This window comes from Streptomyces sp. NBC_00988, from assembly GCF_045162645.1.
Lineage (GTDB): Bacteria > Actinomycetota > Actinomycetes > Streptomycetales > Streptomycetaceae > Streptomyces.
Genome location: NZ_CP108730.1, coordinates 5,521,778 through 5,546,965, shown reverse-complemented (window position 1 = coordinate 5,546,965; position 25,188 = coordinate 5,521,778). Strand labels below are relative to the sequence as shown.

20 protein-coding genes are annotated in these 25,188 nt (G+C 69.9%); 10 read left to right on the top strand and 10 right to left on the bottom strand.

Features of this window, described 5'->3' with window-relative positions:
• Positions 1-43: 43 nt before the first annotated feature.
• Entirely contained in the window at positions 44-229 is a 186-nt protein-coding gene (locus OG496_RS25185; protein WP_328682605.1) for a hypothetical protein, read from the top strand.
• Between the two features lie 287 nt (positions 230-516).
• Here the strand turns inward: OG496_RS25185 and OG496_RS25180 are convergent, their stop codons facing one another.
• Complete coding sequence (locus tag OG496_RS25180; protein WP_366496933.1) at positions 517-3,744, bottom strand: S41 family peptidase; 3,228 nt, start codon at positions 3,742-3,744, stop codon at positions 517-519.
• Positions 3,745-3,921: 177 nt separating this feature from the next.
• Here OG496_RS25180 and OG496_RS25175 point away from each other — a divergent pair, with 177 nt between their 5' ends.
• Positions 3,922-4,524: a TetR/AcrR family transcriptional regulator gene (locus tag OG496_RS25175; RefSeq protein ID WP_366496934.1), complete on the top strand. Its 603-nt coding sequence runs from the start codon at positions 3,922-3,924 to the stop codon at positions 4,522-4,524.
• 134 nt (positions 4,525-4,658) lie between these two features.
• On the top strand, positions 4,659-6,881 hold the full coding sequence (locus OG496_RS25170) for an MMPL family transporter (protein WP_405972490.1): 2,223 nt from the start codon (positions 4,659-4,661) through the stop codon (positions 6,879-6,881).
• Positions 6,882-6,939: 58 nt separating this feature from the next.
• Here OG496_RS25170 and OG496_RS25165 read toward each other — a convergent pair whose 3' ends face one another.
• Positions 6,940-8,013 carry an ABC transporter substrate-binding protein gene (locus OG496_RS25165; protein ID WP_405972489.1) on the bottom strand — a complete coding sequence of 358 codons (1,074 nt, stop codon included), beginning with the start codon at positions 8,011-8,013 and terminating at the stop codon, positions 6,940-6,942.
• A gap of 55 nt (positions 8,014-8,068) precedes the next feature.
• Here OG496_RS25165 and OG496_RS25160 point away from each other — a divergent pair, with 55 nt between their 5' ends.
• The 6 genes from OG496_RS25160 to OG496_RS25135 all read left to right on the top strand — a co-directional run bounded on the left by OG496_RS25160 (position 8,069) and on the right by OG496_RS25135 (position 16,432).
• A complete protein-coding gene (locus tag OG496_RS25160; RefSeq protein ID WP_405972488.1) occupies positions 8,069-8,620 on the top strand; it encodes a cysteine hydrolase family protein in 552 nt (183 codons plus the stop codon).
• Positions 8,621-9,827: 1,207 nt separating this feature from the next.
• The gene (locus tag OG496_RS25155; protein WP_405972487.1) at positions 9,828-10,340 is read left to right on the top strand and encodes a YbaK/EbsC family protein; all 513 of its coding nucleotides are present in this window, start codon (positions 9,828-9,830) and stop codon (positions 10,338-10,340) included.
• The gene (locus OG496_RS25150) at positions 10,337-11,185 is read left to right on the top strand and encodes an EamA family transporter (RefSeq protein WP_405972486.1); all 849 of its coding nucleotides are present in this window, start codon (positions 10,337-10,339) and stop codon (positions 11,183-11,185) included. The genes OG496_RS25155 and OG496_RS25150 overlap by 4 nt, the downstream gene beginning before the upstream one ends.
• Positions 11,186-11,305: 120 nt before the next feature.
• Complete coding sequence (locus OG496_RS25145; protein WP_405972485.1) at positions 11,306-12,319, top strand: ABC transporter ATP-binding protein; 1,014 nt, start codon at positions 11,306-11,308, stop codon at positions 12,317-12,319.
• Positions 12,316-13,665, top strand: coding sequence for an ABC transporter permease (locus OG496_RS25140; RefSeq protein ID WP_405972484.1), 1,350 nt, complete (start codon positions 12,316-12,318; stop codon positions 13,663-13,665). The genes OG496_RS25145 and OG496_RS25140 overlap by 4 nt, the downstream gene beginning before the upstream one ends.
• A 13-nt stretch (positions 13,666-13,678) precedes the next feature.
• On the top strand, positions 13,679-16,432 hold the full coding sequence (locus OG496_RS25135; RefSeq protein WP_405972483.1) for an alkaline phosphatase family protein: 2,754 nt from the start codon (positions 13,679-13,681) through the stop codon (positions 16,430-16,432).
• A 38-nt stretch (positions 16,433-16,470) separates the two neighbouring features.
• Here the strand turns inward: OG496_RS25135 and OG496_RS25130 are convergent, their stop codons facing one another.
• The 7 genes from OG496_RS25130 to OG496_RS25100 all read right to left on the bottom strand — a co-directional run bounded on the left by OG496_RS25130 (position 16,471) and on the right by OG496_RS25100 (position 22,882).
• Positions 16,471-17,955 (bottom strand): metallophosphoesterase, encoded by a 1,485-nt coding sequence (locus tag OG496_RS25130; protein WP_405972482.1) that lies wholly within the window; start codon positions 17,953-17,955, stop codon positions 16,471-16,473.
• A 67-nt stretch (positions 17,956-18,022) separates the two neighbouring features.
• A complete protein-coding gene (locus OG496_RS25125; RefSeq protein WP_405972481.1) occupies positions 18,023-19,186 on the bottom strand; it encodes a serine hydrolase domain-containing protein in 1,164 nt (387 codons plus the stop codon).
• 45 nt (positions 19,187-19,231) lie between these two features.
• Positions 19,232-19,714, bottom strand: coding sequence for an organic hydroperoxide resistance protein (locus OG496_RS25120; protein WP_366496946.1), 483 nt, complete (start codon positions 19,712-19,714; stop codon positions 19,232-19,234).
• A 124-nt stretch (positions 19,715-19,838) separates the two neighbouring features.
• Positions 19,839-20,315 (bottom strand): MarR family winged helix-turn-helix transcriptional regulator, encoded by a 477-nt coding sequence (locus OG496_RS25115; protein ID WP_405972480.1) that lies wholly within the window; start codon positions 20,313-20,315, stop codon positions 19,839-19,841.
• A complete protein-coding gene (locus OG496_RS25110; protein ID WP_405972479.1) occupies positions 20,312-21,088 on the bottom strand; it encodes an energy-coupling factor ABC transporter ATP-binding protein in 777 nt (258 codons plus the stop codon). Before OG496_RS25110 ends, OG496_RS25115 begins: the two co-directional genes overlap by 4 nt.
• On the bottom strand, positions 21,088-21,849 hold the full coding sequence (gene cbiQ, locus OG496_RS25105) for a cobalt ECF transporter T component CbiQ (protein WP_405972478.1): 762 nt from the start codon (positions 21,847-21,849) through the stop codon (positions 21,088-21,090). The genes OG496_RS25110 and cbiQ overlap by 1 nt, the downstream gene beginning before the upstream one ends.
• Before the next feature lies 1 nt (position 21,850).
• Positions 21,851-22,882, bottom strand: coding sequence for an energy-coupling factor ABC transporter permease (locus OG496_RS25100; RefSeq protein WP_405972477.1), 1,032 nt, complete (start codon positions 22,880-22,882; stop codon positions 21,851-21,853).
• A gap of 170 nt (positions 22,883-23,052) precedes the next feature.
• Between OG496_RS25100 and OG496_RS25095 the strand changes: the two genes are divergently transcribed.
• Complete coding sequence (locus OG496_RS25095) at positions 23,053-23,406, top strand: SsgA family sporulation/cell division regulator (RefSeq protein WP_366496951.1); 354 nt, start codon at positions 23,053-23,055, stop codon at positions 23,404-23,406.
• 63 nt (positions 23,407-23,469) lie between these two features.
• On the opposite strand, the gene OG496_RS25090 is transcribed toward OG496_RS25095, so the two are convergent.
• Entirely contained in the window at positions 23,470-25,092 is a 1,623-nt protein-coding gene (locus tag OG496_RS25090; RefSeq protein WP_405976703.1) for a penicillin-binding transpeptidase domain-containing protein, read from the bottom strand.
• Between the last annotated feature and the right edge of the window lie 96 nt (positions 25,093-25,188).

Genomic DNA, 25,188 nt, shown 5'->3' with positions numbered 1-25,188 from the left:
GCCCGGCCAAGGGCCAATCCCCCCACTACGGGAGTGAACCCACATGGGTATGAAGGACCAGTTCCAGGACAAGGCCAAGGACCTCGCCGACAAGGCCAAGGACCGTATGGACCAGGGCAAGGACCAGGCGCGGGACCGCGGTCAGCAGCGGGACGAGGACGTTGAGCGTACGGGGCAGGGTGCGCGGGAGCGTATGGACCAGGAGATGGACCAGGACTACGACGCGTAGCCGCTGCGCTCGGCTTTAGCCGGTTTGCGTGGGGTGCCCTGTGTTTTGGGGCGCCCCGCGTTTGCGTTTTCCGGTGCGTTTTCGGCTGCGTTGTTGGGTGCGGGGCGGTGGGGGCTGGGCGCGCCCGCGCGGCGGAGCCGCAAAGAGACACAGTGCCGCGCCCCTAAGGGAGTTGGCCTTGCCTGTCTCAAGAGCGTGGCGGAGTCGCACGTAGGCACGCCCACGCGGCGGTGTCGCAAAATGACACAGGCCCGCGGCCCCTGAAGAAGGGACTTGGCGGCCCCCTCTCAAGAACGTGGCGGCAACTTCGGCCTGCTTCGGTCCGGGACGGCTGAGTAGTCGGGCGGGGTCGCCGCCGGGTGGAGGGCCAGTAGGTCCAGGGCCAGCTTGATCGCGTCGTCCAGCTGCGCATGGCGCCCCTCTGCCCAGTCCAATGGCGTGCGGAGGATCTCCAAGTCCGGGGTCACGCCCCTGTTCTCCACCGACCAGCCGTACGCGTCGAACCAGGCCGCGTTCATGGGGACCGTGATCACCGTGCCGTCGCCGAGTTGGTGGCGGCCGGTCATGCCCACCACTCCGCCCCAGGTTCGTTGACCCACCACCGGGCCGAGTTTGAGGAGTTTGAAGGCGGCCGTGATCATGTCGCCGTCCGAGGATGTCGCTTCGTCGGCGAGGGCAACTACCGGTCCCCTGGGGGCATTTGAGGCGTACGACACCGGCTGGGCGTTGCGGGTCAGGTCCCAGCCCAGGATCGTGCGGGTCAGTTTCTCGACCACCAGCTCGCTGATGTGGCCGCCCGCGTTGCCGCGTACGTCGACGATGAGGGCCGGGCGGGACACCTCAAGGCGCAGGTCGCGGTTGAACTGGGCCCAGCCGGAGCCGCCCATGTCGGGGATGTGGAGGTAGCCGCAGTGGCCGCCGCTCAACTCCCGTACCACCGCCCGGCGTTTGGCCACCCAGTCCTGGTAGCGGAGGGGACGCTCGTCGATCAAGGGGACCACTGCTACGCGGCGGGCCCTGCCCTCGCCCTCCGCCGGGGTGAAGGTCAGCTCGACCGTCGTACCGCCCGCGCCGGCCAACAGGGGGTAGGGGCCCGTCAGTTCGTCCACCGGGCGGCCGTCCACGTGGGTCAGGATCGCGCCCTCCCGGATGCCGGTGCCGGCCAGGGGGGAGCGGGCCTTGGAGTCCGAGGACTCGCCGGGGAGGATGCGGGCGACCGTCCAACCGCCCTCCCTGCGTACGAAGTTGGCGCCCAGCAGGCCTTGTCGGCGCTGGTAGTGGGGCGGGCCCTCGTTGCGGCGGGACGCGGTGACGTAGGCGTGCGAGGTGCCCAACTCGCCCAGGACTTCCCGCAGTAGGTCCGCGAAGTCGTCCGGGGAAGCCACCCGTTCGACCAGCGGGCGGTACTGCTCCAGCACCCCGGTCCAGTCGATGCCGCACATCTGCGGGTCCCAGTAGTACGCGCGGATCAGGCGGCCCGCCTCCTCGTACGACTGGCGCCACTCGGCGGGCGGGTCCACCTCGTGGAGGATGCGGCGGAGGTCGATCCAGACCGTCGAGTCGCTGTCGCCGGACTCGGTGGAGGGGACCGCTCGTAGTTCGTCCTCGTCCACGACGACCAGGCGTGAGCCGTCTCCGCTCACCGCGAACCAGTCGAGGTGGTCGACCAGTTCGGACTTCTTCGCCTTGCTGATGTTGAAGTATTCGAGGGTCGGCCGGCCGCTCGTGTCGTCCGGGTTGGCGAAGGTCTCGCCCAGCGCGCCCGAGATCGGCCAGCGCAGCCAGACCAGTCCGCCGCCCGAAACCGGGTACAGCGCCGAGTACTTGGAGGCCGAGACGGGGAAGGGGGTGACTCTGCTCTCCAGTCCTTCCACCTCCACGGTCACCGCGCCGTCCGCGCCCTCGTCGTCCTCCGCCGCGTCCAGGCCCCCGGCGGCCGGCCGGCCCTCCGGGGTCAGCGCGAAGGGGGACGGGGTCGCCGAGGACAGCGGTACCAGGTACGGACGGCAGCCGAGCGGGAAGGACAGGTCGCCGGTGTGGACGTCGTAGACCGGGTCGAAGCCGCGCCAGGAGAGGAAGGCGAGGTAGCGGCCGTCCCGCGTGAAGACCGGATTCTCGTCCTCGAAGCGGCCGTTGGTGACGTCGACGATCAAACGGTCCTTTATCCGTGCCATCTTGATCTGGCGGAGCGAGCGGCCGATGCCGGGGTGGGACCAGGTCAGCCAGGTGCCGTCGGGGGAGAAGGCGAGGTCCCGTACCGGCCCGTTGATCGAGCAAATGAGCTCCGTCACCTCGCCGTTGGAGTCTTCGGTGGCGTCCAGCAGGAGCAGCCGACCGTCGTGGGCCGCGATCGCCAATCGCTCGCCGGCCGTGTCCGACACCAGCTCCAGTACGCGGCCCACCTCGCCGGAGGCGAGTCGGCGGGGCTCGCGTTCGCCGGAGGCGCGGGGGAGGTAGGCGATCTCGATCGCGTCCTCGCCGTCCGCGTCCGTGACGTAGGCGACCTGCCCGCCGGAGCCGAGCATCTCGGGGAGGCGGACCCGTACGCCCGGGGTGTCGGTGATGGTGCGGGCGGGGCCGTCGCGGTGCGTGAGCCAGTACAGGCTGCCGCGTACGACGACGGCGCTCGCGCGGCCCGTCTCGTCGACCGAGATGCCGTCGACGTGCTGGGCGGCGGGGACTTGGTACGTACGGCGGCCCGCGCGCGGCCCGCTCAACCGCACGTCCAGCTTGCGCGGGACCGAGGCCGCCGACAGGTCGTCGACGATCCACAGGTCGCCGGCGCACTGGTACACGACCCGGGTGCCGTCGCTCGCCGCGTGCCGGGCGTAGAAGGCGTCGTGATCGGTGTGGCGCCGCAGGTCGGAGCCGTCGTAGGAACAGGAGTAGAGGTTGCCGATGCCCTCGTGGTCGGAGAGGAAGGCGATGCGGCCGTCGACGAACATGGGGGAGTGCAGGTGGCCTTCGAGGTCCGCGAGCAGGCGGCGGCCGTGCAGCCAGAGGCGGCCCATCGCGCCGCCGCGGTAGCGCTTCCAGGCGGCCGGTTCGTGCGGCGGGGTGCCGGTGAGGAGCAGGGTCTGGCGTTCGCCGTCGACGTCGGCGAGCTGGATGTCGGAGACCGGGCCCCAGGGGAGGCGGCCGCCGGGGTCGCCGTCGGTGGGGACCTTGTGGGCCCAGGTGAAGTACGAGAACGGCTCGCCGTGCGAGGCGACCGCGAGGATGTCGCCGTCCGGGGTCCAGCCGCAGACCTGGGTGTCGGCGCTGCCCCAGTACGTCAGCCGGCGGCCGGGTCCGCCCTCGACCGGCGCGAGATGGATCTCCGGGACCAGGCTGCGCCAGGTCGTGTACGCGATGTGGCGGCCGTCGGGCGAGAAGCGGGGGTGGCCGACCTTCGTGCGGTCGACGGTGAGCCGCCAGGCGCGGCCCCTGCCGTCGAGAGGGGCTAGCCAGAGGTCGTCCTCGGCCACGAAGCTCAGGAGGTCGCCACTGAGGTGCGGCAGGCGCAGATAGCTCACCTCCCTATGCTTTTCCGCGGGACGGACCGGAGCAACTTATGAAAAATCACCGGCGTGGCGGCGGCCCGGGCCGTATCGTGACTCAACACACGTACGAAACGGTTTCGTTTCGTAGAGAGGTGCGCTACATTCGTCATGTACGAAACCGTGTCGTTCGGAGCTGGGAAGGTGAGTCGCATGACTGAGGTCGCAACGGCGCGTCGCAGTCGCATCACACCCGAGCGAGAGGCCGAGTTGTACGCGGCCGTGCTCGACCTGCTCCGGGAAGTCGGCTACGACGCCCTCACCATGGACGCCGTGGCCGCCCGCACCCGGTCCAGCAAGGCGACGCTCTACCGCCAGTGGGGCGGCAAGGCCGAGCTGGTGGCCAAAGCGGTGCGGCACAACAAGCCCGGCGCATCGGCCGCCGAGGTCAACACCGGCTCGCTCAGGGGCGACTTCCACGCCCTCACGATGCGGTCGGACGACTGCGAGATGGAGCAGAACTCCGCGCTCATGCGGGGCCTGGCCATGGCGATGCACGGCAGCCCGGACCTCCTCAAGGCGTTCCGGGAACACCTCGTCGAACCCGAGATGACGGAGTTCAAGACCGTGCTCCAGCGGGCCGTCGACCGGGGTGAGATCCGTGCCGACAACCCGGCGATCGAGTACATCGTGCACATGATGATCGGCGGGTTCGCAGCCCGCACCATGATCGACGAGCAGCCGCCCACCCAGGCCTTCCTGCTGTCGTACATCGACGCCGTGGTGCTCCCCGCACTGGGCGCACCCACCACCTGACCGACCCACACCACCCGATACAGCACGCCCACCTGACGTAACCGCTCACGTCGTCGGGCCGATCACCCGTGTCCCCAACCGGTTGATCACCCCTGCCCCGAAGAACCCCACGACCTGACCGGGAGTACGCCCTCGTGGCCACGTTCCTCTACAAAGTCGGCCGGCTCGCCTTCAGGCGACGGCACTACGTCGCCCTTCTATGGATCGCGCTGCTGACGCTCGCGGGAGTCGGTGCGGCCGGCGCGCCCGCAGCGGGCTCCACCTCCTTCTCCATACCCGGGACCGAGGCCCAGAAGGCCTTCGACCTGCTGGACCAGCGCTTCCCCGGCTCCAGTTCGGACGGCGGCACCGCGCGCGTCGTCTTCAAGGCGCCGAGCGGCGAGAAGATGACCGACGCAGGCAACAAGGCGACCGTCGAGAAGACGGTGAAGGAGCTGGCCGACGGCTCCGAAGTCGTCTCCGTCTCCGACCCGTTCACCACGAACGCCGTGAGCAAGGACGGGACGGTCGCCTACACCTCGGTGAAGTACGACGTCGCCGGCATGGAACTCAAGGACTCCAGCAAGGACGCCCTGGAGGACACCGCGGCCCAGGCCCGGGCCACCGGGCTGACCGTCGACGTCGGCGGTGACGCGCTCCAGGCCGCCGCGGAGATGGGCGTCGGCGAGATCATCGGTATCGCCCTGGCCGCCGTCGTCCTCCTCATCACCCTGGGTTCGCTGGTCTCGGCCGGCCTGCCGCTGCTGACGGCGATCATCGGGGTGGGGATCGGCGTCTCGACGATCACGGTCCTGGCGAAGACGCTGGACCTGGGATCGACGACCTCGACGCTGGCGATGATGATCGGCCTCGCCGTCGGCATCGACTACGCGCTGTTCATCGTGTCCCGCTACCGGGCCGAGCTGGCCGAGGGCCGCGAACGCGAGGACGCGGCCGGCCGGGCCGTCGGCACCGCGGGTTCGGCGGTGGTCTTCGCCGGTCTCACGGTCGTCATCGCGCTGGCCGGTCTCGCCGTCGTCAACGTGCCGATGCTGACCAAGATGGGTGTCGCGGCGGCGGGCACGGTCGTGGTCGCGGTGTTCATCGCACTGACCATGATCCCGGCGCTGCTCGGTTTCGCGGGCCGCAGGATCAAACCCACCGGCGAGAGGGCCAAGTGGCTGGGCGGCGGCAGCGCCAAGGAAGCGGCCAAGGCGGCCAGGCCGAACATGGGCACCCGCTGGGCGAGCTTCGTCGTACGGCGCCCCGCCGCCGTCCTGATCCTCAGCGTGCTCGGCCTCGGTGCGATCGCGCTGCCGGCCAGCCAGCTGCAGCTGGGTCTGCCCGACGACAGCTCACAGCCGACGTCCACCACCCAGCGACGGGCCTACGACCTCCTCGCGGAGGGCTTCGGCCCCGGCTTCAACGGCCCGCTGATGATCGTCGTGGACGCCAAGAACAGCGACGCGCCCAAGGCCGCCGTCACCACGGTGACCGACAAGATCAAGACCCTCGACGACGTGGTCTCGGTCAGCCCGGCCATGTTCAACAAGGCCGGCGACACCGCGACGATCACCGTCGTGCCCGACTCCAAACCGTCGTCGGTCACCACCGAGGACCTGGTGCACTCCATCCGTGACGAGGGCACCGGCATCAAGGCCGACACGGACGCACAGGTACTGGTCACCGGTACCACGGCGATGAACATCGACTTCTCGCAGAAGCTCAACGACGCCCTGATCCCGTACCTGGCCCTGGTCGTCGGCCTGGCCTTCCTGCTGCTGATCGTCGTCTTCCGCTCGATCCTGGTCCCGCTGAAGGCGGCCCTCGGCTTCCTGCTCAGCGTGCTCGCCTCGCTCGGCGCGGTCGTCGCCGTCTTCCAGTGGGGCTGGCTGTCGGGCCTGATCGGCGTGGAGGAGACCGGTCCGATCATGTCGATGATGCCGATCTTCCTGGTGGGCGTGGTCTTCGGCCTGGCGATGGACTACGAGGTGTTCCTCGTGACCCGGATGCGCGAGGCGTACGTCCATGGCGAGAAGCCCAGCCAGGCCGTCGTCACCGGGTTCAGGCACGGTGCCCGGGTCGTCACGGCCGCGGCGGTCATCATGATGGCCGTCTTCGCCGGCTTCATCACCTCCAGCGAGTCCATGGTCAAGATGATCGGCTTCGGCCTGGCGGTCGCCGTCTTCTTCGACGCGTTCGTGGTCCGCATGGCGATCGTCCCGGCGGTGCTCGCGCTGCTCGGCAAGCGGGCGTGGTGGCTGCCGAAGTGGCTGGACCGGATACTGCCGAACGTGGACGTCGAGGGCGAGGGTCTGCGCGAGCTGGACTCCAAGGACTCCGACCCCGACGAGGACCGCGAACTGGTACGCGCCTGACCTCCAGGTACGGCATCAGTGGACCCCGGCCCGTTCATTCGGCGCCGGGGTCTTCCGTTCACCCGGTGTGCAGCACCCGAAAGCGACCAGGTTCCGCCGGATCCCGGTCAACAACTTGGACCGGCGCCCAGGCCCACTGCCACACACCGATCCCCGGCACACGGGAGAACGAGATCGCCCCGCGCGTACCCTCGACCGCGACATGCGGCCAGGACGCGGCGGAACGCAGCACATCGGCAAGAACGACAACGGCGTCGTACCCCTCAAAGGCAACGAACGAGGGCGCGCCGCCCAACCGCCCCCGCAGCGCGGCCTCGACACGCACACCAAGTGCCCCGAGCCGTTCGGGCAGATAGCGCAGGAACGGAACCGAGGCGCCGTCGTCCCCCAACAACCCACCCCACTCGGCGAATTCGGGCTGCCCGGCCGGAGCGCCGACCAACACCTCCCCGAGCCGCGGATCCCGCCGAACGCACTTCACGATCGAGACGGCCGGCTCCGGATACCCGACGAGGAGAAGCAGGGCGGTCGCGCGACTGTCGACGAGTGCGTCGCACACGGCCTCCGTGCCGAGCGCACGCATGTCGAACTCGACGACGGAACCACCGTGCGGGACAAGGCAGTTGCGCAGAATCCGCGCCCCGGACGCCCAGTACACGCTCGGATCGGCGGCGACGGCGACCCGACGATGCCCCGCACCGAGCAGGAACTCCGCGTAGACCCGCCACCCATGTGACTGAGCAGGAGCAATCCGCGCGACCCACTCCGAAGGCTCATCGGTCAACGCGTCAAGAACAGCCGACGAACACAGAAACGGCAGCCCGAGCGCATCCGCCCTGGCGGCAACAGCACGAGCGACAACGCTGTGATACTCCCCGACCAGCGCGACCACCCCCAGACCGGCCAATTCGTCTACGGCCGCCACGGCCCTCTTCGGATCAGCGGCCGTGTCCCGAACCACCAACTCAAGAGGGGCCCCGGCGATCCCACCCCCCTCATTGACCTCCCGAGCCCCCAACTCCAGCCCCGCGAGCAGGTGTTGCCCCGCCTCCGCCCACCCGGGCCGAGTCAGCGGAACGAGCACGCCGATCCGAACGGCCGGTCGTGAAGCGCTGGGCGGTGGCGTACTCATGATGTTGCGTCTCCCGTACGTCGATTCCGGCGAGGCTTCGATAACCTCCCGGGGTATGACCACCCTGTCCGAACGTCCCAACACCGCGCTGCTGGTGATCGACGTACAGGTCGGCGTCGTTGCCGATGCGTACGCGCGTGACGCGGTCGTCGCCAACATCGCCGGACTCGTCGACAGGGCCCGCGAGGAATCCGTGCCGGTCGTCTGGATCCAGCACTTCGACGAGAACGTGCCCCAGGGCAGCGAGGCCTGGCAGTACGTCCCCGAACTCACCCGCCACGACCCGGAACCTCTCGTCCCCAAGAGCTACCCCGACTCCTTCGAGGGCACGTCCTTGGAACAGGTACTGGCCGAGGCCGGAGTCGGACGCCTCGTGGTGGCCGGCGCATCCACCGACGCCTGCATCCGCTCCACGATCCACGGCGCCTTCGTACGCGGCTACGACGTGACGCTCGTCGCCGACGCCCACACCACGTCGGACTTGAGCCGCTGGGGTGCGCCGCCGCCGGAGCAGGTCATCGCGCACACGAACCTGTACTGGAAGTACCACGAGGCGCCAGGTCGTACGGCTGCTGTAGCCCAGGCAAAAGAAGTCACCTGGTCGTAGGGCCACTCGCTTCTTGGCCAGTGTCGGGCTTCCGCGGCCCGAGTAAAGGGCGCTCCCTGCGGTCGCGTCGCCTTCGGCGATTCCGCTGCGCTCCACCCTTGACTAGGGCCGCTCCAGCCCGTTTCAGAAGCGAGCGAGCGGCCCGAAAAGACGGGTGGCCAGGTAGGGACCCCCTTGCCTGAACCGTGCTGCCGACCGGTGTGGAGGGGTGCGCTGCCGTCTTGCCTGCACACCAGATGGTCTTAGCGGCTACCGGTCGGTGGGGTGCGAGGGTGCGAGGGGCGCGCTGCCGTCTCGCCTGCATGCCGCCTCGGCTCAGCGGCCAACGGTGGGTGGGTGGTCGCCAGAAGCCGGGGGTAAAACTAACCACCGTCACAACCTTTTACCGGTTAGAAATGACCCCAGCCTCCAGAGGCGTCAGGGCCACGACGGGGGGCCGGGGCGGGTGGGCCGGAGAAGTGTGACACTTCCGCTTCGACTGTCACAGCGCTGCGAACCGGGTACCCTGGAGAGGCGTAATCGGCAGATAGGGGCCACCACCCCGGCCGCCACCCAGTACCGGCCCGGAGCCTTCCCCTATGCCTGTGGCCCAGAACTGCCTATCACCCACTACTACCTGACTGCCTGTTGCCCATGACCCGTTGCTTGTGGGGTCGAGGTGGGCCCCCGCACACACCACCGGCCGGTAGCAGCCAAGCCAGCCCAGCACGAAGGCGAGACGCCAACGCGCTGCCCTCGCCCCCGACCCGGCCCTCTCCGGAAGCCGGGGTCATCTCTAACCGGTAAAAGCCTGCGACGGTGGTTAGATTTACCCCCGGCTTCCCGCAACCACCCACCCACCGTCGGCCGCTGAGCCGAGGCGGCGTGCAGGCGGGACGGCAGCGCGCCCCCCACCGACCGGTAGCCGCCAAGCCCACCCGGCATACAGGCGAAACGCGAGCGCACCCCCACACACCGGACCGGAACGCAGTACAGGCAAGGGGATCCGTACCTGGGCCACCCATCCCTCGGGGCCGCCCGCTCGCTTCTCAAACGGGATTGCGTGAGTTGAGTCAAGGGTGGAGCGCAGCGCAATCGGCGCAGCCGACGCGACCGCAGGGAGCGCCCTTTACTCGACTCACGCAATCCCGACACTGACCAAGAAGCGGGCGGCCCAACGGTCGGAACTCAGTCGCAGGCCCAGTACACCCACCGCTACCGTGCCCCCATGAGCATGAACAACACCGAAGACGACAACACCGGCGCCAACCCCCGATTCGCCGACGCGCTACGGGAGTTGGGGCTCGCGGATCTCCTCGGTCGTATTCGGCGCTTCCCGGACGCCACCCGTACCGCAGCCGAGGCCGCCGCCGCGATCGGGTGCGAGTTGAGTGAGATCTGCAAGTCGTTGATCTTCGCGGCGGACGGGGTTCCGGTACTGGTGCTCATGGACGGGGCGTCCCGGGTGGACGTGGAGCTTGTTCGGCGGGAGCTCGGGGTCGAGAAGGTCACGCGGGCCAAGGTGGACGTCGTACGGGAGACGACCGGGTATGCCATCGGGGGCGTGCCGCCCTTTGGACACCGTACGAAGACACGGGTGTTGGCCGATCGGTCGCTGCTCGCGCATGACGTCGTATGGGCCGCCGCCGGTAATCCGCATGCCGTGTTCCCCATGGAGCCCAAGGAGCTTGTCGCGTACGCCGGTGCCACTCTGGTGGATGTGCGCGAGCAGTCCTCGTGACTCCGGAGGTCGCCGCCGCTGTTCTGCTCGCCGCTGTTACCCACGCCTGCTGGAACGCCCTCGCGCACCGCATCACGGACAAGCTCGTCGGGTTCACGCTCATCGCGGGCGGCGGGATGGTCATCGGGCTGGCGCTCGTGCCGTTCACGGCGTTTCCGGCGGCCGGGGCGTGGCCGTATCTCGGGACCTCCGCGCTCATCCATCTCGCGTACTACCTCCTGCTGATGAAGTCCTTCCGGCTCGGGGACTTCGGGCAGGCCTATCCGATCGCGCGTGGCACCGCACCCCTCGTCGTCACCGTCCTCGCCGCCGTCTTCGCACACGAGGTCCCCGACGGCTGGGCCGCCGCCGGTATCGCACTGTCCTGCGCGGGGCTCACCGGCGTCGCCCTGTGGGGCATGCGCGGCCACCGGCCCAACTGGGCTGCGATCGGCGCCGCGTTGGCGACGGGCCTGTCCATCGCCGCGTACACCGTGGTCGACGGCCTCGGCGTACGCGCCTCGGGCTCGTCGCTCGGCTACATCGCCTGGCTGATGGCCGTCCAGGGATGGATGATCCCCGCGTACGCCGTGTATCTGCGGGGTGGCCGTCAACTCGCCCCCGCCCTACGGCCGTTCGCCGGAGTCGGGTTCCTCGGCGCGGCCCTGTCCGTGTTGGCGTACGGACTCGTCCTGTGGGCCCAGACCCGCGCGGCCCTCGCCCCCATCGCCGCCCTGCGCGAGTCGTCGATCATCGTCGGCGCGGCCATCGGAGCAGTCTTCTTCAAGGAGCGGTTCGGGGCGCCGCGTATCGCCGCCGCCGTGCTGCTCGTGGCCGGGATCGGGCTGATGTTGCGGGCGGGTTGACCGTTCTTTCACCCGGCTTGCCGACGACTTGACGATCCGTTCTCCGCGCGTTCAGACGGCTGTCTGTGCGTGGGATGTGTGGTGTCCCTAGGGTCCCTGAGGATTCGGAAGAAGGGGCTCATGGAGAGACGCCACGCGGTCCGGGCCAGTGGGATCAGTAAGTGCTTCGGCGATGTCGTCGCGCTCGACGGCGTCGATCTGGATGTGACGCAGGGGCAGATCCACGGTCTGGTCGGGCCGAACGGGGCCGGCAAGACCACCCTGCTCGGTCTGCTGCTGGGCCTTGCCGTCGCCGACGGCGGGCGCCTGGAGATCCTGGGTACGCGGGTCGGGCGGGCGTTCGCCGCCCCGGACGGTGTCGCCGGGTTCGTGGACGGGCCCGGTCTCTACCCCTCGCTCACCGCCCGGCAGAACCTCGCCGCGCTGGCCGCGTTGCGCGGCCATGACGCGCGGACGGCGGGGATCGACGACGTGCTGGACCAGGTCGGGCTCACCGATGTCGCCGACGACCGGGCCCGTGGGTTCTCGCTCGGTATGCGCCAGCGGCTCGGGCTCGCCGCCGCGCTGCTCACCAGACCCCGGCTGCTCGTACTCGACGAACCGTCCAACGGACTTGATCCGGCGGGCAAGAGACATGTGCACCGAGTCCTCACCCGGCTCGCCGCCGACGGAACCAGTGTGGTGCTCTCCAGTCATCGTATGGACGATCTGGAGGCGCTGTGCTCCGAGGTCACCATCCTCGCCACCGGACGGGTCGTCTTCTCCGGCCCGTTGAGCAAGCTGGCCGCCGAGAGCCGTGAACTCGACTACCGGTTGCGGACTTCCGATGCGCGGGCCGCGCGTGTGCTTGCCGCCGAGACAGGTGGGGTCCGGGTCGTCGACGACGCCGGGATACGGCAGGACGCCGAGGTGTTCGTCGTGCGCGCGCTGATACCCGCCCTCGACGAACTCGTGGCCGGGCTCGTGCGGTCGGGCATCGCGGTGCGCGAACTCGCCCCCGTGGTATCGCCGTTGGAGGCCGCGTTCCTCGCGCTCACCGAGCCGGAGCAGGAGCAGGAGCAGGAGCAGAAGGAACAGCAGGAGCAGAAAGAACAGCAGGAGCAGCAGGAGCAACAGCAGGAGGTCGGGCGGTGAGCGCTTCCGTCGTTGCCGAACATGTCGTCCCTGCCCGTCGCGTCTCCGTTGCGCGTGGCTACCGTTTCGAGCTCGTCAAGCTGGTCTCGCAGTGGCGGATCCGCCTGCTGGTGCTCGCCTGTTGGGTCGCCCCGGCGCTCTTCGTCGCCGGGGTGAGCGGACAGAGCACGCTGCCCTCCGACACTCTCTTCGGCCGCTGGATGCACGCCACGGGGTGGGCCGGGCCGTTGGTCATGCTGGGGTTCGCGGGCAGTTGGGCGCTGCCGCTGCTGACCTCGCTCGTCGCCGGTGACGTGTTCGCCGCCGAGGACCGGCTCGGCACCTGGCGGCATCTGCTGGTGGCGGTCCGCTCACCCGCGCGGATCTTCGTGGCTAAGTCGCTGGCCAGCCTCACCGTCATGGTGGTTCTGGTGGCCGGGCTGGCCGGGTCCAGTGCGGCCGGTGGGCTCGTGGCGGTCGGCAACCAGCCGTTGGTCGGTCTCGACGGCCATCTGCTGGCGCCGGGGGACGCGGCCGGCCGGGTCCTGCTCGCCTGGCTCTGTGCCCTCGCCCCGACCCTGGCTCTCGCCGCGATCGGACTCCTCGGGTCGGTCGCGCTGGGGCGGTCCTCGATGGGGCTGCTGCTGCCCGTGCTGGTCGCGCTCGCGATGCAGGTCGCCCAGATGCTGCCGCTGCCCGTCGCGGTGCGCCTCGCGCTGCCCGGCTACGCCTTCATCGCCTGGAACGGCCTGTTCACCGATCCGGCGCAGCTCGCCCCGCTCCTGATCGGTGTCGCGGTCAGCCTGGCGTGGGCCGTCCTCGCGACCGCCCTGGCCTATGTGCTGTTCGTACGGCGCGACTTCACCAACCCGGCCTACGACGGTTCCGGGCGCCGCGCGATCACCGTCGGGCTGCTGCCGCTGGCCGCGCTGACCGCCGTCACCGTGGGGGCGGTCGCCGTGGCGACGCCGTCGACGGGCTCCGGGATCGAGCAGGACAAGGTGCAGAAGTCCCTCGCGACCGTGTTCGCGCATCTGTACCGCCTGCAGACCGGGCAGTTGCACCGGCCCGCCGTCACCGAGGCCCAGTTGCGGACCTCGGCGGCGTGCACCAAGAGCGACGGCCAGGCCGCCCAGGAGGGGGCGGGCAACGACTGGCGTTGCGTCGTGAGCTGGCATCTCCCCGGGGTCGCGGTCACGGGGACGGCGATCTACCAGCTCGACATCACCTCGGACGGGCGGTTCGTGGCGGACGGTGACGGTCCCAAGGAAGTCAACGGCTACTTCCTGGTGCGGACTTCGACCGGTGACGCCCCGAATCCGCTGTGGCAGTTCGACGGCAACGTCGAGCTGCTCGACACCCACTGAAGGGAACAGTTCCGTGCAGGTAACCCGCCAGCGTCGGATCCATGAGAAGAAGCAGGTCAACCTCTTCGGCAGACATGTCGGCCGCCGGGCACTGCTCGTGACGGCCGGTATCGCGGTCGCCCTCGGCGTCACGGGCACGGCGGTCGCCTCGACCTACCGGTTCGGCACCCAGCAGGTCGGCCAGACCACCGCCGACGGCCAGGTCATCTCCAGCGACCAGTACATCAAGCCGTACGGCACCCGTACCGTCATCAACGACGGCAAGATCATGTCGTCGACGGTCAGCCCGGACGGCACCCGTGTCGCGGCCTCGATCGCGGACGGCGACGCCTCTCTGGTGGTCATGGACCTGACTACCGGTCAGATCAAGCAGAAGATCGGCACCAGCACGGCGGACGACCTGCGCATCAGCAGCGGCGCCGTCGGCCAGGAGGGCCCGACCTACTCGCCCGACGGCAAGCAGCTGTGGCTGGGGCAGGCCAACGGCTACACCAAGTTCACCGTCAACGCCGACGGCACCCTCGCGAGCCCCACAGCCGTCCCGATCCCGGCCGACGGCGCCAAGCAGGCGCTGGTGGGCGCGGCCGTGTTCTCCGCCGACGGCTCCACCGTGTACTCGGCGGTCAACGGCCAGAACAAGGTGGTCGCCATCGACGCGGCGACCGGAACCATCAAGCAGACCTGGGTGGTCGGCACCGCCCCGCGCGGAATCGCCCTGGTCGGCGGCACGTTGTACGTCAGCAACGAGGGCGGGCGCCCGGCGAAGGCCGGCGACACCACCATCAACTCCTACGGCACCGACGTGCTGGCCAACCCGAAGACGGGCGCCAGCACCACCGGCACGGTCAGTGTCATCGACACCGCGGACCCGTCCGCCGCCGTCGGCACCATCGCCGTAGGACTGCACCCGACCGCCGTGTACGCGAGCAAGGGCGCGGTGTTCGTCACCAACACCGCCGACAACAGCGTCTCGGTCATCGACACCCGCAAGGGCAAGGTCGTCCAGACGATCGCCACCCAGCCGTGGCCCGAGGCGTCCGTCGGCTACGAGCCGAACGCGGTGACGCTCACCGACGACGGCCGGCTGCTGGTGACGCTCGGCCGCGCCAACGCGGTCGCCGTCTACCGCTACAGCTCCCCGCAGCAGCCCGCCCGCTACGTAGGCCTGCTCCCCACGGACTACTTCCCCTCGGAGATCACCACCGTCGGCAAACAGGTCGTCGTCTCCAACACCCGTGGCATCGACGCGCTCCGCCCCGACGCCGCCGGCCACAACACGCACGACACGACATCGAGCCTGACCCAGTTCACGCTGCCGAGCGACCTCACCATCAGGTCACAGACGGCCAAGGTCTTCAAGCAGAACGGCTGGACGCCCGGCTCGGTCACCACGGCCAAGGGCAAGAGCCACGCGAAGGCCGTCCCGGTCCCGGCGCGGCTCGGCGACCCCTCGACGATCAAGCACGTCTTCCTGCTCGTCAAGGAGAACCGCACCTACGACCAGGTCCTCGGCGACCTCCCGCAGGGCAACGGCAACGCCTCGCTCACCCAGTTCGGCGAGAACGTGACGCCCAACCAGCACGCGCTGGCGGAGCAGTTCGGGCTCTACGACAACTTCTACGACATCGGCACCAACTCCGCCGAGGGCCACAACTGGCTGATGCAGTCGGACAACCCGGAGTACACCGAGTCCTCGGCCGGCGAGTACACGCGCAGCTATGACACCGAGAACGACGTCCTCGGCCACCAGAAGACCGGGTTCATCTGGACCGGCGCGCAGGCGGCCGGCAAGTCCGTCAAGGACTTCGGCGAGTTCCAGTCGCTGGAGACCAAGCCGGCCGCCGCGACCTGGCAGAACCTGTACTGCGACAGCAAGAACATGGCCGCGACGGGGGCCCAGACCGCCTACCCCATCAAGACGGGCTCGGCGATCCCCTCCCTCAACGACGTGTCGGTGCAGGGCTTCCCGCTGTTCGACCTCGACGTCCCGGACATCTACAAAGAGCAGATCTGGCAGCAGGACTTCGAGAAGAACGGCCCGGCGAACCTGAACATGTTCTGGTTCTCCAACGACCACACCGGCGGTCCGGCCAACGCCGCCGCCGAGGTCGCCGACAACGACCTCGCGGTCGGCAAGATGGTCGACAAGATCACCCACAGCAAGTACTGGAAGGACTCGGCGATCTTCGTCGTCGAGGACGACTCCCAGGCCGGCCTCGACCACGTCGACGGCCACCGCGCCCCGGTCCAGGTCATCAGCCCCTACGCCAACCACGGCACGGTCGACGACCACTACTACTCGCAGATCACCATGGTCCGCACCGTCGAGCAGATCCTCGGCATCCACCCGATGAACCAGCTCGACAGCGCGGCCACCCCGATGTACGGGGCGTTCACGAAGAAGGCCGACGACACCCCGTTCACGGCGGTCCCCAACCGCACCTCGCTGACCCTCGGCGTGAGCCCCCAGCCGTCCTGCGGCTCGGACACCCCGGCGGCCCAGGACACCGCCGCGGCACCCGCGCCGACGTCCGTGTCGGTCCCTGCGGCCGAGAAGACGCTCGCGGCCCAGTGGAAGACCTGGGCGTCCCACCAGCGCCTCACCGGCCCGAACGCCGTGCCCGACTACGCCAACCCCACCCAGATGAACCGCTACACCTGGTACCAGACCCACAACTGGACCAAGCCCTACCCCGGCGACAAGAAGATCTACACGCCGGATGACGTCCCGGGCGCGTACCTCCCGTCCCCGGAGAACGACGGCTGACAGACGCCGCCCCTAAAAGGAGCCCGCAGGGCCTCCTTTTAGGGGCGCGGGGCTGTACCGACATGCGGCAACGAGCCCACCCCGGACAGGTCATGCACCCTGACGCTGTTCCGGTCCGTCGCCGCCCGCCCCAGCGCATGATGCGGCCACAGCCCCCCAGCCACCCGCCGAGACCGCTCCCCCCACTCACGCGCCTCGATCCCACCGGCCTTGTAGTGGTTGAGGGCGTACCCCCCGGAGTGCACGCGCAGGAGCAGGAAACCACCGGGATAGTCCTTCGCGGCGGTGACCTCCTGCTGGACCACGTGCGGGGCGCGGACCAGGAGGGTCCGCTTGTTGCGATGGGTATGCCCCGCATGGTGCAGAAAGACCCCCGGCGCGGAGGCGTACGCGTCGACGATCGCCCGCGCCTGCCGGCGGTCGAGCTGCTGCCCCCGGGTCACCGGGAACACGGAGTCCCGTACCGTCAGCGGATGGTGACCGAAGACGACGGTCGGCCGGTCCGGTTCGGCCCTGAGCAGGCCCCGGAACCAGGACAACTGCTCCTCGCCGACCCCGCCCGCGTCACCACCGTTCCCGGCCTTGGCGTACGTGTCGAGGCCGATGATCCGCAGCCCGCCGAGATCGTGGGCGAAGTAGCCGGGCCCGTCGCCGAAGCCCTCCCGGAAACCCTCGTGGAACGTGTCCGCGGAGCTCCCCGCACGGTCGTGGTTGCCCCGTACGACGAGGTAGTCCCGGCCGAGCGTGCCGAAGCCGTCCAGGATGCGTCTGGCCTCGGCCAGGTCCCGCGGCGACCCGCCCGCCGAGATGTCCCCGGCGGCGAGCAGGACGTCCGCCCCGCGCCGCTTGGCCTCCTCGACCAGGGCCCGGGTCATGATCTCCGGATAGGCGGCGAGGCCCGCCGCCTGCGACACCCCGCGCAGCAGGGGGAAGCCCGCCATGCGGCCCGCGGTGGTCTCGCCGAGGTGCAGGTCGTTGCAGAGGGCGATGGACAACAGGTGCCTGCCGGGCGGGGGCTGGGGTGTGGTGAAGGAGTACGTGCCGGTCAGGGAGGCGAGGCCGTGCCGCGAGGTGCCGACGGCGTTCCCGCGCACGTGCTGCAACGGCGTCGGTACGGCGGTCACGCCCCGGGAGCGCGCCCGGTAGTAGTACGTCTGCCCGGGTTCCAGGCCGGTCAGCTCCACCTGGTGGTGCGCGGTGGGCCGGTCCTCGGCCGCGGTGCGGTTGAGGTGGGCCGGGTGGGTGCCGTAGACGACCTCGCCCTCGGTGGGCGCCGGGAGCGGGTGGCCGAAGCCGTCGTCGGTGCCGGGTATCCGGGTGTGCCAGGTGATGATGGCGCTGTCCTCGGTGAGGGTGACCAACTCCAGGTGTACGGCGGCCAGTTGGCGGTACTTGCCGCGCGGGGAACCGCCGTGGGCGGCACGCAGCAGCGCCGGGGCGAGGAGAGCGCCGGAGCGCAGCACGTCGTACGGAGTGGGGAGCGCGGCGAGGGCCGCGAGGGGAGCCGAGATGCAGCAGCGCATACCCCATTGTTGCCCCAGGGTCGTGAACGCCGGCCGTGGCGGCGACGGCCGTAGCCGTACCAGTGCGCTACGACAGGGCGGTGCGCACCGCTCTGACCAGCGCCTGCGCCCGTGGATCAGCCGTCACGCTCTTGCGGAACGAATTCGTCACATACCCGAGCGCGATGCCCGATTCCGGGTCGGCGAACCCCAGCGCGCCGCCTCGGCCCGGGTGGCCGAAGGAGCCCTCCGAGAGGAGCGGGGACGCGCCGCCGTGCAGCATGTAGCCCAGGCCGAAACGGGTGTTGATCACGAGGACGCGGTCGGGGCCCGAGGAGCGTTCCGTGCGGGCCAGCTCGGCCGTCTCGGGGGTGAACAGCCGTACCCCGCCGTCCACTTCACCGATCAGCGACGCGTAGACACGGGCCAGTCCGTCCGCCGTCGCGATGCCGTTCGACGCGGGGAGTACGGCCGCCCGGTACGCCGGGTCGTTCTCGTCCGGCATCGGCGTGATCGCCCCGAACGCGCGCCGGGTGAGGGAGTCGGGGTTCGCGTACGCCTCGGAGACCGAGCGCTTGGGGCGCACACGGAGCGCGCTCGCGTCCGCCGGGGCGGCCTCGGCCTGCGCCACCCGGCCCACCCGGCTCTCCTCGTCCGCCGGCAGGCCCACCCACAGGTCCGCCCCGACCGGGCCCGCGATCTCGTCCGCGATCCACTCGCCGATCGACCGGCCCGTCACCCGGCGGACGAGTTCACCGGTCAGCCAGCTGTACGTCTGCGCGTGATACCCGTGGTCCGTGCCCGGTTCCCACGCCGGTGCCTGCGCCGCCACCGCCGTCGCACTGAGCACCGGGTCGGCGGCCTGCTCCGGGGTCAGCGGGCGGTCCAGCACCGGCACGCCCGCGCGGTGCGCCAGCAGGTGCCAGACCAGGGTGCGTTCCTTGCCCGCCGCCTTGTACTCCGGCCAGTACTCGCCCACCGGTGCGTCCAGGTCCAGCTCCCCGCGCTGCGCCAGCAGCAGGAGTACGGCGGCTGCCACGCCCTTCGTCGCCGAGCGGACGATCTGGGCCGTGCCCTGTTCCCAGGGCGCGGTGCCGTCGACGTCCTTCGTGCCCGCCCAGAGGTCTACGACCCGGTGCCCGTGCCGGTACACCGTCACTGCCGCGCCCCGGTCCCCGCGTGCTTCGAAGTTCGCCTCGAACGCGTCCCTGACCGGCTCGAAGCCCTCGGCCACCACGCCGTTCACGTCCACGCCCGCGCTCCTCGTCCCGATGTTCCGCCGTACCGCTCTCCTCTTTCAACCAAGCAGGATCGTCACGTCGATGTTCCCGCGCGTCGCGTTCGAGTACGGGCAGACCTCGTGCGCCGCGTCCACCAGCTTCGCCGCGATGTCCTGGTCGAGGATCGGCAGGGACACGCTCAGGGCGACCGCGAGGCCGTAGCCGCGCTGTTTGTTGGGGCCGATGCCGACCTTCGCGGCGACCGTGGAACCGGTCAGGTCGAAGCCCGCCCTACGGCCGACCAGGACCAGCGCGTTGTGGAAGCAGGAGCTGTAGCCGGCCGCGAAGAGCTGCTCGGGGTTGGTGCCGTTGCCGTCGCCGCCCAGCGCCGGGGGCATCGCGACCTGGAGGGCGAGCTGGCCGTCCTGGCTGCTGACGAAGCCGTCCCGGCCGCCGTGGGCGGTGGCCTCGGCGACGTACATGATCTTCGTCGGGCGGGTGTCGACAGCGGTGTCAGTGGTGGCAGCGGTAGCGGTGGTGGCAACGGTGTCGTCGGTCATGGCGGGACCTCCCCCGGGGACGGAAACGCGAGAGTGCGCAACTACATCGTGCACAAGATACTGACCGGTAGCCCGCTCGCGCTTACCAGGGGGTGGGAACCCTCGGTAACCCGAGGTCAGCGGGTCAGCGGGCCCGTTCCGCCGCCGCCTCCGCGCGCTCCGCCAGTCGCCACAGTTCCGCCCGCAGGCGTACGACCTCCGGCATCTCCAGCTCCGTCGCCGCGAGCAGGGCGCCAGGTACGCGGGTCGCGTGCTCCCTGAGGGCCGTACCGCGCTCCGTGCACGCGACCAGCACCGAGCGCTCGTCGTGTGCCGATCGCTCCCGGCGGACCAGGCCCGCCGTCTCCAGGCGCTTCAGGAGCGGCGACACCGTGCCGTAGTCGAGCCGCAGGGCCGTCGCGAGGTCCTTGATCGGGGTCTCGCCGCGCTCCCACAGGACGAGGAGGACGAGGTACTGCGGGTAGGTCAGCTCCAGCTCCTCCAGGAGGGGGCGGTACGCGGCCGTCAGCGCCCGCTGGGCGGCGTACAGCGCGAAGCACAACTGCTCGTCGAGGAGCAGTGACCCGGCGGCGGTGTGATCCTCGTGCTCCTCGTTCGTCACGCGCCCATTGTCACGGACCGCGGGTCGAACCCGAAGGGCAACTCCAGGCGATGCGCCCGCATCAACGCGTCGTCGGAGAGGAGTTCGCCGGTCTTGCCGTCCGCCGCGATCACGCCCTCGCTGAGGATCAGTGCGCGCGGGCACAGCTCCAGTGCGTACGGCAGGTCGTGCGTGACCATGAGCACCGTCACGTCCAACGACCTCAGGATGTCGGCCAGTTCGCGGCGCGAGGCCGGGTCGAGGTTGGAGGAGGGCTCGTCCAGGACGAGGATCTCCGGCTCCATCGCCAGGACGGTTGCCACAGCGACTCGCCGCCGCTGCCCGAACGACAGGTGGTGCGGGGGCCGGTCCGCGAACTCCGCCATTCCCACCAACTCCAGTGCCGTACGCACCCGTTGCTCCAGCTCGGCACCCTTCATCCCGGCCGCTGCCGGGCCGAACGCCACGTCCTCGCGGACCGTCGGCATGAAGAGCTGGTCGTCGGGGTCCTGGAACACGATCCCGACCCGGCGTCTGATCTCCGCCATGTGCCGCTTGCCGACCGGGAGTCCGGCCACCGTCACCGTCCCGGCGCCGGCCGTGAGGGTGCCGTTGAGGTGCAGCACGAGGGTGGTCTTGCCGGCGCCGTTCGGGCCGAGCAGAGCGACCCGTTCGCCGCGTGCGACGGTGAAGTCGACGCCGAACAGGGCCTGTTGGCCGTCGGGGTAGGCGAAGGCCAGCCCGGCCACTTCGAGCGAAGGGGGCACAGCGTCATCGATCACAGCGTCGTCCATCACAGCGTCCATCCCAACAGGCATACGACAAGGGCGGCACAGGGGAGGGTGAGGGCGTACGACCACTGCGCCCGGTCCGCGGTCACCTCGTCGATCACCGGCATCGAACCCGCGTAACCCCGGCTCACCATGGCGAGATGGACCCGCTCCCCGCGTTCGTAGGAGCGGATGAACAACGCGCCCGCCGACTTCGCGAGCACGCCCCAGTGGCGGATGCCCCGGGCCTCGAAACCCCGTGACTCGCGGGCGATCCGCATCCGGCGCATCTCGTCCGTGATGACATCGCCGTAGCGGATCATGAAGGACGCGATCTGGACGAGGAGGGGCGGGAGCTTCAACCGCTGGAGGCCCAGGAGGAGTTCGCGGAGTTCGGTGGTCGAGGCCAGGAGGACCGAGGCGGCTACGCCCAACGTGCCCTTCGCCAGGACGTTCCACGCGCCCCAGAGGCCGTTCACGCTCAACTGCACGCCCAGGATGGTGACTTGATCGCCCTCCGCCACGAAGGGCATCAGCACGGCGAACGCCACGAACGGGATCTCGATCAGCAGGCGGCGGAGGAGGAAGGCCGCGGGGACGCGGGCCGTGTACGCGACCAGGCCCAGCAGCACGGCGTAGACGCCGAACGCCCACATCGCCTCGCGCGGGGTCGACACCACGACCACCACGAAGGCGAAGACGGCGGCCAGTTTGGTGTGCGGCGGCAGTGCGTGGACGGGGGAGTGGCCGTGCCGGTAGAGGCGGTGGGCGTGGCCCGCGCCCATGTCAGGCCGCCTGCGAGGTGCTACGGCGCTTGCGGACCGCCCAGAAGACGCCCGTGCCCGCCACGACCGTCACGCCCACGCCGATCACGCCCGCGAGGCCCCCGGAGAGCCGGGCGTCGTCGACATCACGCACGCCGTAGTCGGCGAGCGGTGAGTCCGCCGAGGCGTGCTCCTTGGTCTGCTGGTCGATGCCGTGGTCGGCGGCCACCTTCTCCAGGCCGTCGGGGTTCGAGGAGGCATAGAAGCTCACGAAACCGGCGAGGAGGAGGGACGTGACCAGGCCGCCGATCCACAGTCTGCGGCGCGAGGTCCCACGGGCTGCGACCGGCTCCAACTGCCTTGGCGCGTCCACCAGTTCGCCGTTCACGCGCAGCTTGAGGCGCTGCTCCAGGCCGCGTGCGCCGTGGACCAGATCCGGGCGTACGGCGATCACGGCGCCGACGGTCAGCGCGGTGATCGCGGCCTCGCCGACGCCGATGAGGACGTGGACGCCGATCATCGCGGTGGCGACCTTGCCGAGGGAGACGTCGGTGGTGCCGCCGAGCGAGTAGAGGAGGGTGAAGACGAGGGCGGCTGCGGGGACGGAGAGCAGGGCCGCGGTGAAGGACGCGGCGGTGATCGAGCGGCGGGTGCGGGGCAGCACCTTCACCAGGCCGCGGAAGACGGCGTAGGCCACGACCGTCGTCGTGATCGCCATGTCGGTGATGTTCACGCCGAGTGCGGTCAGGCCGCCGTCCGCGAACAGGATGCCCTGCATGAGGAGGACGACCGAGACGCAGAGCACGCCCGTGTAGGGGCCGACCAGGATCGCGGCCAGCGCACCGCCCAGGAGGTGGCCGCTGGTGCCCGCCGCGACCGGGAAGTTGAGCATCTGCACGGCGAAGATGAACGCGGCGACCAGGCCCGCCAGCGGCGCCGTGCGTTCGTCGAGTTCGCGGCGGGCACCGCGCAGGCTCACGGCGATGGCGGCCGCGGCGACCACTCCGGTCGCGGCGGATACGGGGGCGTCTATGAATCCGTCAGGCACATGCACGGGATGATTTTAGATGCTTGTTGCGAGTCCTTTGCAAGAGCCAGACAGTCTCGCGCCGACATGTGAGATCTGTCGCCCCGGAGGGCGCTCCCGAGAAAATGTGCGACATTTGGGTAGTGGAAGCGGATGCATAGCTTTCACACAGGTCACTCAGCGTAAGGGGCCGCCCGATGTCCGTAGTCGAACAGTACGCGCGAGCCCATATCGTCACCGACGAGGACGTGGACCGGCTGGATGCTGACGCGGTCCCCGTCGTCCTGCGGTACGACCCCGAGTCCGATCCCCGAGCCGTCCGTATCGGCCTGCCCGGACCGCATGAATGGACCTTCGACCGCGAACTGCTGGAGCAGGGGCTGCGCGCCCCGGCCGGCAGCGGCGAGGTGCGCGTGTGGCCGTGCGGGCGGGTGCAGGCCGTGGTCGAGTTCCACTCCGAACAGGGCGTCTCCGTCGTCCAGTTCGAGACGAAGACGATCATGCGGTTCCTGCGGCGGACCTATACGGCCACCACGCCGGTCGCGAGCTGACCCGCACAGAGGATCAGCTGAGCCCCGGAGACGTTCAGGGGCTCAGCGGGCTCAAGCCGGGATTCAGCCGCCGAGGCTGCTGCCCAGCTTGAGCAGGGCCGCCACGATCGGGCCCGCCGTGTCGCCGCCGTGGCCGCCCGCCTGGACGACGCCCGCGGCGACGAGGTCGCCCTTGTACGCGGTGAACCAGCCGTTGGGCTTCTTCTGGCCGTCGACCTCCGCCGAGCCGGTCTTCGCGCCGTAGTCCGGACCGAGCCCGGACATCGCCTGCGCCGCCGTGCCGTAGTCCGCCGTGTACTTCATGACCTCCTTCAGCTCCGACTGCGTCGTCGACGACATCGCGCGCGAGGCCTTCGCGATCGTGCGGTTGTCGACCGTCGGGGAGACCAGGTACGGCTGGTGGAAGGTGCCCGTGTCGACGGTCGCGGCGACCGACGCCATGTTCAGCGGGTTCATGCGGACCCCGCCCTGGCCGATCAGCGAGGCGCCCATCTGCGCGCCGCTCTGCACCGGGACGGAGCCGTCGAAGGTGGGGACGCCGATGGCCCAGTTGTTCATGCCGAGGCCGTAGACCTGCTGGGCCTCCGTCGTCAGGTCGCTGTTCGACAGCTTGGGCGCGAAGTTGATGAAGGCGTTGTTGCAGGAGGCCCCGAAGGCCATCTTGAACGTGCCCTTCTTGATCTCCGAGTCGTCGTCGTTGTGGAAGGTCCAGCCCGCCAGCTTGTACGTCTTGGGGCAGGGGTGGGACGCGTCCGGGGTGATGAGGTTCTTCTCGAAGAGCATCGTCGACGTCACGATCTTCATCGTGGAACCGGGGGCGAGGGAGCCCTGGAAGGCCACGTTGAAGCCGTGCGAGGCGTTCGCGACGGCCAGGATCTCGCCGGTCGACGGGCGCATCATCACGACCGAGGAGTTCTTCTGCTTGCTGACCTGCGTCTCGGCCGCCGCCTGGAGCGTCGGGCTGAGCGTCGTCTTCACCTTGCCGGGCGTGCCCTTGCTCAGCTCGACGAGCGTCTTGTCGGACTGCTTGGACTTCTTGCCCCGGATCACCTGGAGTTCGATGCCCGCCTTGCCGCCGGCCTTCTTGCCGAACTTCTCCCGCAGCCCGTCCAACACCGGCCCCAGCGACGGGTACTTGGCCACCGTCAGCTCGCCGCCGTCACGGTCGTAGGCCTTGATCGGCGGGGTGCCCGACTCGCCCGTCACCAGGGTGTCGCCGTCCGCGAGGTCCGGGTGGACGACGGAGGCGTGCCACTGGACGTACGGCTTGCCGTCCTTCGCGCTGCGCACCACGCTCAGTGAACTCGCGTACGTCATCGGCTTGTTGATGCCCTTGTACGACACCGTGCACTTCACGGAGAAGGGGACCTTGGTGCCGGTGCGGGCGCCCTCGGTGACGGTGATGCCCTTCATGTGGGCGTTCTTCGTGTACCCGGTGAGCAGGGCGGCGGCCGCCGTCGACTTGTCCGTCGCGGCGGCGGCCTGGGCGACCTTGCCCTGCTGCCAGTCGGCCAGGAACCGCTTCGCGGTCGTCTGCACCTCGGTCGCCGACAACGGGCCCGTCTTGATCGCCTTGTGGTCGGCGGTCGTCGACGTGCGCGCCTCGGCCGACGCCCCGCCGTCGTAGAGCGCGTAGGCGCCGACGCCCGCGCCGACGACGGCCACGGCGATCACCCCGCCGACCATGGCGGGTCTCGCCTTGCGCCGCTCGGCGACGACCTTCTTCTTGCCCCTCGTGCCCACAGTTCCCGATCCTCCGCGAATCCCTTGGGGCCCCGGTCG